General features: G+C 49.9%; 12 protein-coding genes and 1 riboswitch. Of the genes, 4 read left to right on the forward strand and 8 right to left on the reverse strand.

Annotation, left to right across the window (positions count from 1 at the left end):
* Positions 1–254, forward strand: a 254-nt coding sequence (locus KKD83_06690) for a hypothetical protein (protein MBU2535833.1), incomplete at its 5' end; no start/stop codon positions are given.
* On the opposite strand, the gene KKD83_06695 is transcribed toward KKD83_06690, so the two are convergent.
* The 5 genes from KKD83_06695 to KKD83_06715 all read right to left on the reverse strand — a co-directional run bounded on the left by KKD83_06695 (position 251) and on the right by KKD83_06715 (position 4,474).
* Positions 251–1,093, reverse strand: a complete 843-nt coding sequence (locus tag KKD83_06695; GenBank protein MBU2535834.1) for a carbon-nitrogen hydrolase family protein — start codon at positions 1,091–1,093, stop codon at positions 251–253. The genes KKD83_06690 and KKD83_06695 overlap by 4 nt on opposite strands.
* Before the next feature lie 101 nt (positions 1,094–1,194).
* Positions 1,195–2,139 carry a biotin-dependent carboxyltransferase family protein gene (locus KKD83_06700; GenBank protein ID MBU2535835.1) on the reverse strand — a complete coding sequence of 315 codons (945 nt, stop codon included), beginning with the start codon at positions 2,137–2,139 and terminating at the stop codon, positions 1,195–1,197.
* Between the two features lie 7 nt (positions 2,140–2,146).
* The gene (gene pxpB / locus KKD83_06705) at positions 2,147–2,875 is read right to left on the reverse strand and encodes a 5-oxoprolinase subunit PxpB (protein MBU2535836.1); all 729 of its coding nucleotides are present in this window, start codon (positions 2,873–2,875) and stop codon (positions 2,147–2,149) included.
* A 13-nt stretch (positions 2,876–2,888) separates the two neighbouring features.
* Positions 2,889–3,641, reverse strand: a complete 753-nt coding sequence (locus KKD83_06710) for a LamB/YcsF family protein (GenBank protein ID MBU2535837.1) — start codon at positions 3,639–3,641, stop codon at positions 2,889–2,891.
* A gap of 44 nt (positions 3,642–3,685) precedes the next feature.
* A complete protein-coding gene (locus KKD83_06715; protein ID MBU2535838.1) occupies positions 3,686–4,474 on the reverse strand; it encodes a putative hydro-lyase in 789 nt (262 codons plus the stop codon).
* A gap of 214 nt (positions 4,475–4,688) precedes the next feature.
* On the opposite strand from KKD83_06715, the gene KKD83_06720 reads away from it, so the two are divergent.
* Complete coding sequence (locus KKD83_06720; GenBank protein MBU2535839.1) at positions 4,689–5,450, forward strand: fumarylacetoacetate hydrolase family protein; 762 nt, start codon at positions 4,689–4,691, stop codon at positions 5,448–5,450.
* Positions 5,451–5,489: 39 nt separating this feature from the next.
* Here KKD83_06720 and KKD83_06725 read toward each other — a convergent pair whose 3' ends face one another.
* From KKD83_06725 to KKD83_06735, 3 genes are read right to left on the reverse strand one after another with little or no spacing between them, the layout of a single operon-like run.
* Positions 5,490–5,894 carry a hypothetical protein gene (locus tag KKD83_06725; protein ID MBU2535840.1) on the reverse strand — a complete coding sequence of 135 codons (405 nt, stop codon included), beginning with the start codon at positions 5,892–5,894 and terminating at the stop codon, positions 5,490–5,492.
* Positions 5,891–6,853, reverse strand: a complete 963-nt coding sequence (locus tag KKD83_06730) for a DDE-type integrase/transposase/recombinase (protein ID MBU2535841.1) — start codon at positions 6,851–6,853, stop codon at positions 5,891–5,893. The genes KKD83_06725 and KKD83_06730 overlap by 4 nt, the downstream gene beginning before the upstream one ends.
* On the reverse strand, positions 6,843–7,169 hold the full coding sequence (locus tag KKD83_06735) for a hypothetical protein (protein ID MBU2535842.1): 327 nt from the start codon (positions 7,167–7,169) through the stop codon (positions 6,843–6,845). Before KKD83_06735 ends, KKD83_06730 begins: the two co-directional genes overlap by 11 nt.
* 112 nt (positions 7,170–7,281) lie before the next feature.
* Positions 7,282–7,426: riboswitch (cobalamin riboswitch) on the forward strand.
* A gap of 82 nt (positions 7,427–7,508) precedes the next feature.
* Between KKD83_06735 and KKD83_06740 the strand changes: the two genes are divergently transcribed.
* Positions 7,509–8,480, forward strand: coding sequence for a cobalamin-binding protein (locus tag KKD83_06740; GenBank protein MBU2535843.1), 972 nt, complete (start codon positions 7,509–7,511; stop codon positions 8,478–8,480).
* A partial coding sequence (locus KKD83_06745) for an iron chelate uptake ABC transporter family permease subunit (GenBank protein ID MBU2535844.1) occupies positions 8,477–9,059 on the forward strand: 583 nt, incomplete at its 3' end. The genes KKD83_06740 and KKD83_06745, both read left to right, overlap by 4 nt.

Here is a 9,059-nt window from a genome sequence, read left to right on the forward strand (position 1 = left end):
AGCTGGAGGAGCAAGAAGAAGCTGAAACGCAGTGGTTTGAAGGCACCATAATTACCCTTAGTGAAGGTGAGGAAAATTCAAGCCCTTGGGTGATGACTCTGGAAGGCATAGAGGGTGAGGTTATGGTGTATGTAACCGAAGTGGAAGGCACGCCGGTGTTTGGAGCGCGTGCCGAAATTGAAGGCGTTTTGATAGGCAACATCATTGAAGATGCCAGGGCAGAGATTGAGGAAGAAGAGGAAGAAGAGAGTTAGGTTTTCTGGGTCGGGCGCACGGTTTGAGATATAACTCCATATAGCTCCGGCCGCCGGTCCTCTATGTTATCTATCTCCCACTCTCCTGGTATGAAAACCCGATGCTTCTGCCGTGCTGCGTCCAGATTAACCTCGCCGTATACGATTTCCTCTTTATCGGGACTGGCGAGACTCAAGACTTCACCGGTAACGTCAACAACGTTGCTCAGGCCAGCAAAGGTGAAGCCCCTCTCGGTGCCAACACGGTCGGACAACACCACATGAATCTTATTTTCAATGGTTCTGGCTCTGGCTACGCAATTAAGTGCCTCGCCACGACCCTGGGGGAAATTCGTGGAGAGAACTACTATATCCGCACCCAACAGCGTCATTATTCGGGCACTTTCGGGAAAGAGAATATCGTAGCAAATATGCATACCTATTTTGCCAATAGGCGTCGAGTAAACCTGAAACGGCCGGCCACCCTTGTCTACAAAACGGTCGATTCCCAAGAAAGGGAGATGAATCTTTCTATAGCTGCCAACAAGCCCCTCAGGCCCAACGAATGCTAAAGCGTTGAACAGTTTATCGTCTGCCTTTTCCAGAAGGCCAAAAATGACATAGACGTTTAGTTGTTTACAGAGGGGAATCAGTTCTTCGGTGCTTGGTCCAGGAATGGTTTCGGCAAAAGGTAATGCCTCCTGGCGACTTTTAAATACGTAGCCAGTGAGGTGGCATTCCGGGAACACGACCAGGTTCGCCTTGTTATCGGCGGCACTTTTCACAGCCTTAATCATGCTTGCCATATTATCCTTGTTCTGCATCAACTTGGGGTCCGTCTGGACGGCGGCCACTTTGATTATTTCTGGCATATAACACCTCTTAATGAGTTCATAATTCCTCCTACGCTATCCATTTGATTACCTACGCTAATATAACTTCGTTGGATTGTCAAGGAAGGTCAGGCTTGCAGGATTGATTTGATCGTTGCCATCTGCTGCTCGTATTTTTTCAACAAGGCAACGGCTTGTTCTTCGGTTACCTGTTGAAACTTTATTTTATCTCCCGGCTTTGCCTGCGCCACTTTCGGTATATCTATGCTGATGACGGTGGCGATTTTGGTATAGCCGCCGGTGGTCTGCCGGTCGGCGAGTAAAATAATGGGCAATCCATCTCCGGGCACCTGGATGGCGCCAAGCGGGATACCGTCGGATATAATATCGGCTTCCTCACGGTGCTCTATGCGGGGACCTTCCAGGCGATAGCCCATGCGGTCCGCCTGAGTGGTAACAGTGTATTCAGAATTAAGAAAGGTGCAGATACCTTCCTCGGTGAAAAAATCATCTTGGGGCCCTAAAATGACCCGAAGGGTAATCTGGTTTTCATATGCCGGTATGTATTCGGAAGGAAGCCTAGTTACGGCCGCGGAAGCGGTGCTTTCATGGGCTTTTAAAGTATCTCCCTGGCGCAGTGGTCTGCCGCTTAACCCGCCGATACCGGCCTTGATATAAGTGGAAGCGCTTTTCATCACCTCGGGAACATCGATACCTCCGGAAATGGCTAGATAGGCCCGGCAACCGCTGTCTAATCGGGGGAAAGAAAGAACATCGCCGCTTTTTATCAGCAGGCTTTCCCAGGCAGGAGCAGGCTTACCGTTTATCGTCGCTGCCAGGTCAGCCCCGGTAATGGCGACCTTTATATCCTGAAGTGTACGTAACTGGCAGCCGAGCAGCGTTATTTCCAGCGAAGACGCCCCTTCCTCGTTGCCGACCAGGAGGTTGCCGATGCGAAAGGCGTAATTGTCCAGCGCTCCCGAGGTCGGCACGCCGTATTGCTGGTAGCCGAATCGGCCGAGGTCCTGCACTGTGGTCAATGGCCCCGGCTGAATTACTTCAAATACTTTCATACTTATTCTAATCTATCGACTCCTCATTTAGTCGATATGTCCCGTTTCGGACCGTTTCTTTTATCATGGTGAACTCTTCTGGGGTAACGCTGATAAAGGTCAGGTAATCACCAGCTCGCAATATTGCGGGTGGCTCCCGGGTGGGGTGAAAAAGCTCGAGCGGTGTCCTCCCGATGATTTGCCAGCCACCGGGGCTTTCCGCCGGGTAGATGCCGGTCTGATTGCCGGCTATGCCAACCGAGCCGGCCGGTAGCTTCAGGCGCGGCGTTGTTTTTCGGGGCGTGGCGATTTTTGGCGACATACCGCCAAGATACGGAAATCCCGGCATGAAGCCAATCATATATATCAAATAACCCGTACCGCTGTGTATCCGGACAACTTCGGCGGCGCTAAGATTGTTGTGCTGGGCGACCAGTTCTAAATCAGGGCCGAACTCGCCCCCGTAGGCGGTCGGTATCTCAATCAGCCTGCGTTTCGGTAATTCATTTTCAATTGCGGATTGGAGCAGGTTGAATACCGTTTCCCGAAGTTTGGGAGCGCTGACCTGCAAAGGTTCAAAGTACACCAGGAGAGAGCGATATGTGGGAACGGACTCTACTACTCCGGGAATTCCCGCCCTTTCTATGGCAAGCTTGAGGTTTCTAACGCGCTGGTTAACGTCCGGGTCAATGCTATCCCCAAATTCAACAAAGATAGCTCGGTCACCGCCACTGAGGAACCGAGGTTCTTCATATATCATGGCTTAAAAATCAGAGAAACTTGCTTATTGATATGACCTGAATCCCCGCCTCTTCCATCCGTTCCCTTAGCTTTCGAGCCAGTTCGACGGCGCCCGGCGTATCACCGTGCAGACATATGGTGTCAGCTTCAATCGGAATTTCCCTGCCATCGATTGCCGTGGCTTTTTGCTCCAGGACCATTTTCAAACTGGCGGCGATGACCTGTTCTGTGTCTTCGATAACCGACCCGGGCTGGCTTCTCGGCACGAGGGTCCCATCCGGATTTAAGGCGCGGTCGGCAAAGACCTCGCGCGCTACCTTGAGGCCGACCTCTTCGCCGGCTTCAATCCATACCGAGCCGGAAAGTCCAACCAGTATCATTTTATCGTCAACTTCGCCAACCGCCTCGGCAATAGCCCTCGCGATTGCCTTATCGGTCACTCCCATGTTGTACAGTGCACCATGCGGCTTCACGTGTTGTAAACGGTTTGCTTTGGTGAAGGCCTGGAGCGCCCCGACCTGATACTTTACGTAATTTTTGGCTTCTTGCGGCGTGATTTTCATCTCCCTGCGCCCGAAGCCGATAAGGTCAGGAAGGCCGGGATGCGCCCCGATGGCCACGCCGGCCTTTTCCGCCAGCCCAACTGTTCTTTGCATCCATATCGGGTCGCCGGCATGGAAACCACAGGCAATATTGGCCGAGGTAATGTAAGGCATTAGCTGTTCATCAAGGCCGAGCTTGTAACTACCGTAGCTCTCGCCGAGGTCGCAGTTGAAATCAATCGTCTTAGCCGTTTTATACCTCCAGAATTGAATGCATATATTTCTTACAGGACTGCCAGGTCCTCATCTCGCAGGTCGGTGATGAACATATGTCCCGGCGAGTGGGTAATCATCAGCGTGGGCTTTGATTTTAAGGCCACGGCCTGCGGCGTCACGCCGCAGGCCCAGAATACGGGCACCTCGTTCTCTTTGAAGACAGATGGGTCACCCCAGTCCGGCTTCGACAGGTCGGCAATCCCGATTCTCTCCGGCTCGCCGATATGAACCGGAGCGCCGTGCACCCCGGGATACCGCGAGGTAATCTGCACCGCTTTCACCACCTTGTCTCGGGGAATGGGACGCATACTCACCACCAGAGGCCCCTGGAATATTCCGGCAGGAGTCGTGGGCACATTGGTGACATACATAGATACATTCTTACCTTTACCTTCTTCGATGTGGCGCATTGAAATGCCTGCCCTTATCAGGGCGGTTTCAAAGGTGAAGCTGCATCCCAGCAGGAATGAGACCAGTTCATCGTTCCAGTATTCTTTAATATCTTTCACTTCGGCAGTGAGCTTACCGTCCTGATAGACCCGGTAGAGGGGAATATCCACCCGGATATCAGCAGTCGGCGCAGTTAAGGTCGGTTCATATTTGCCAGGTTCGAGCACTTCCAGGACAGGGCAGGGCTTGGGATTGCGCTGACAGAAAATGAGGAAATCAAAGGCATACTCCTTCGGCAAAACTACCAGGTTCGCTTGCGTAAAACCGGGGGCCAGTCCACATGTAGGCTTTAGCAGGTTCCCCTGCCGGATTTGTCTTCTTACTTTCCGAGGGATATTACTCTGCATATCTAATCCTCCCTCAATGCCTGTGGCGATATTTTACCTTATATTGATTTTATTTTGTAGCCATTAATAAAGCAATCTCTAAAATATTATGGAATGATTTGCTATGGGAGGCATAATTTATTACTTGAATTTATTTCATTTTTAGATTATAAAATAATTGCTCTATGGTAATGGCGGAATATTATATAAATAATCGGGCAAAGGAGAAGAACTGGTGAAAATCGCGCGATTTCAGTGGCAGGGCAAGGCGACCTGGGGGATTGTAGAGGGTGAAGACATTTATGCTCTTGAAGGCGACCTTTACCGGGAATTTAGGAAGGGAGCTAAATTGTGTCAACTGGGGGATATAAAACTTTTGGCCCCGGTAGAGCCCAGCATCACCATCGCCTGTGGTATGAACTACATGGACCATATTAAGGAACTGGGCTGGGAGGTTCCCAAGCAGCCGGCGCTGTTTTTCAAACCATTGCACACCATTGTTGGTCCGGAGGACGACGTAATATATCCCAAGGTGTCCCAGAACTTATGCTACGAGGGAGAGCTATGTTGCGTCATCAAGCGTCGAGCTAAAGATGTGGCGGAAGAAGAGGCGCTTAATTATGTCCTCGGCTACACCTGCGGCAACGACTTCACCACCCCCGACCTCAGCCAGTTGGATGGGCGACTGACCAGGTCCAAGGGCTTTGACACGTCAGGGCCGTTGGGCCCGTTTCTGGTAACCGGCCTTGACTCTCATAACCTGAAAATAAAAAGCCGGCTCAATGGTAAAGTCCAGCAGGACAGCAATACCGGGCTTATGAACTTCGGAGTAGAGAAGCTGGTCAGCTACATATCGGCCTTTATGACCCTGCAGCCTGGAGACGTGGTCTGGACGGGAACGCCAGGGGGAGGCTTGTGTCCGGTGAATGTTGGTGATATTACCGAAGTGGAGATAGAAGGTATCGGTACTCTCAGAAACAAGATAGCAGCGCCGTAGAAGAAGGAAAACTGCCAGCACAATAGTTATGCTCATATTTTAAATAAGTAATGCTATCTTTGAAGAATAAAATGGTTTTATTTGCTTTTGGTTGATACATCGTTTTACCCTTGATATAATGCTTGCAATATGACTGATAAAGATATTCTTAAATGGATTGGCTATGGTGTATTTTCTGCCATATTCATAGGCGTTGTTATTTGGATTATCCGCAGATATACAGAATGGACTAATTTGCACCCCTTCGCTTCTGGCGTAACCATTGGCTTTTTGATAGCCTTGTTTTTGTGCTATTTCACATTCGCCATTTGGTATATTTTGTCTAATCGCTCGTAGCTTCTTCCACGCTACAAATCCGATTACGAATTTTACTCCACAATAAACAGATAATAGCGATAATACAATCAAGGCTATTGTCAGTATAATAAATTCTATCTCCATCATCGCTCTAACCTCACCCTCTTTAACGATATCGGCGGTGTCTTCGGAGTTATCCTAATACGCTTCTTGGGTCTGCCTATCTGCGTCTTTTGCAACCTCATAGTGCCACGTTTCACGTGCGATACTGTGATAGGCTTTGTTGGCTTATGGCGTGTTATATCTGCCCAGTTCTTATAGGGGAAATCTATCCCCGCCACTTCTGCGGGGGTCTTATCGTCTAAAGCATCGTGTGGTCTCAAATAGTTGTAATGCACCAGCCAACCATTAACGAAGTCTATGGCACTTTCAATATTTTTCAATCCCCGCATTACCTTTGTACGCTGTTTCAGCGTGCCGTGAAATCGCTCTATCTTCTGCGTGTTATCCCCTAATGCAAATGGTCTGCTCTGGATATGCTCGGTATCTTTGCCGTAGCGCACGTCTAGGTAAGAAGCCAGCTTATCGGTTATCACAGTCTGTGGTTCTTTGCCCGCCGTTTTGACCGCCTTGTCGTATAGCATCTGGGCATCTCTAGTTGTACGGCTTGTTGATATGCGGGTTGCCAGCAAGAAGCGTGTTTTATCGTCTATAATATCCCACAGCCAAACATTTTGTCCGTCTATCTCCAGAACTGTCTCATCGGCAATCCAAGTATCGCCTATCTTTTTAGGCTGATAGCCCTCTATGCTGTCCGTAGCATATTGAGTGTATTTTTGTATCCATTCGTAAATCGTGGCGGTTGAAGGTGCATTGGCGTGTTCTTGAAGTAAGTGCCTGCGGATAGCCTTGATACTCATTCCCTCATAGTATGAATTCAATGCCGATGATACTTGATTGGCAGGCGTCTTCATATGGAATAGGGTATCATCAGCCTTGAACTTACGCTGGCACACTTTGCACCAGTAGCGTTGAACGCCTTTGTATGTGCCGTATTTAAGCACGCCTTCAGCACCACAGTTTTTACATACTATTTCATTCTCCATTATTACTTACCCCCTTTCGTTCCTTTTCTCTATCAAGTTTAATTTCAGCAATAAATATATCTAGTTTTTCAATTAAATCATCTATCTTTTCATCCGTAGTTTTTTTAGCAGCCTCATCCCATTTCACCCAAAAAAGCGAAATACTAAGATAACCCCAAAGTGCAATTATTAGCCAGAAAACAGGCTCATAGAATATAAATTGCCCTAATTCCTTCCATGCTAACCAGATGCCTAACCCAGCGACCGCCAAATTAATCATCGCTTTGACAATCATTTGCAACCGCCTTTCTGTCTTTTCGCTGTATTTGATGTGCATAATAAATACCCCCTACTAATTCCTTTAGTAGAGGATAAAACCAATTCCAACCAAATGCAAATAAAACCAATAAAATATTGCATTGTTCACCATAAATATAGTAAGTTATAATTGAGAATAAAGATGCAGGGGCGTCCTAACGTGAGTTAGGACTTAAACGGAAGGCAAGTCGGTGAAAGACCGACGCGGCCGCGCCGCTGTGAGTGATGGTCAAGCCATCATAAGTCAGAACGCCAGCCCCTGATATCCTACATTGCTCCGCGGGGAGGAGTAGGACTTTTTAATTCCCCTCGCTGGAGAGGGGTTTTTTATTTTTAATACTGGTAGCGGGAGGCAGAGATGAAGGTAAAGTGGCAAACGACGGCAATGCTCGCTATGGCTCTGGTCATAATCACCTGGCTGATAGTGGCCTGTACACTAAATGCCAGTAAAGAACCAACAGCGCCACACGTTGAGGGGGCGGCATTCCCTCTGGAAATCGTCGACCAGGCGGGAAGGATAGTCAGAGTGGAGAAACTGCCCGAAAAGATAATATCACTGGCGCCGAGCAATACCGAAATCCTGTATGCTCTGGGACTGGAAGACAGACTGGCGGGCGTAACGGAATTCTGTGATTACCCGGAGGCAGCCCAGCAAAAACCGCAGATAGGAGGGTATTCCACGGTCGATATCGAGAAAGTGGTGGAAATGCAGCCAGACCTCATACTGGCGGCCAACATTCACCAGGATGAAGTCATACCACGACTGGAACAGCTTGGCCTGACCGTATTAGCGCTGGACCCGGTAACCGTTGACGAGGTAATCGAAGCGATTAATCTGATTGGAAAAGTTACCGGGAAAGAAGAGGCGGCCTCTCATCTAACCGGAGAAATGGAGGACCGGATTGCGGCGGTAACGGATAGAACAGCCGCCCTGCCTGAGGAAGGGAAGCTGCGGGTTCTTTATATTCTGTGGCATGACCCACTGATGACGGTGGGTTCAGCAACCCGCATCAATGAGCTTATTGAAAGGGCCGGAGGGGTCAGCATTTCCCGAGACCTGACCGAAGAATATCCCAAGATAAGTTTGGAAGCTGTGATTATGGCCAATCCTCAGGTGATTATCGCCGGCAGCGGCCATGGCAGCGGCCAGGACGTGCCGATGCAATTCGCTTTGAATGAACCCAGGCTGGCTGAAGTTGAAGCTCGATTGAATAATCGAATCTACGAGATAGACTCCGACCTGACCAGTCGCCCCGGGCCGAGGATGGTTGAGGGGCTGGAGAAACTGGCCCAATTCATACATCCGGAACTGTTCGAGGAGTCCAAATGACCAGTACTCCGCCGGTACATTTGCTCCACTGGCGTGGCCGAGTTTATGGCATTGTGGGACTGATAATCCTGCTGGCAGTTGTCGCTGCCCTGGCGACCACGGTGGGGAGCGTCTCGATACCGTTCTGGACGACCTGCAGTATTCTGCTTTCCAAGCTGCCGCTGGTTGAGATAACGCCCAAGTGGGCGAGCACTTTGGAAACGATTGTCGTGGATATACGTTTGCCCAGGGTCATGCTGGCGGGAATGGTCGGTGCGGCACTGGCGGCGGCTGGCGCTACCTATCAGGGCCTTTTCCGAAATCCACTCGCCGACCCATATCTGATAGGGGTGGCACAGGGAGCGGCACTGGGAGCAGTCATCGGCTTTATGCTTCCCCCAGCCTGGCACGCTCTGGGGTTCGGGATTATCCCGCTGCTCGCCTTCACCGGCGCACTGCTCAGCACCACCGTGGTCTATATGCTGGCGCGCGTCGGCAAAACACTGCCTGTAACGACGCTCATTCTGGCCGGCGTGGCACTCGGGGCGTTGTTATCCTCAATCGTCTCTTACCTCATAATTTCCAGTGGCGAAAAGATAC

Source organism: Chloroflexota bacterium, assembly GCA_018829775.1.
Lineage (GTDB): Bacteria > Chloroflexota > Dehalococcoidia > Dehalococcoidales > RBG-16-60-22 > E44-bin89.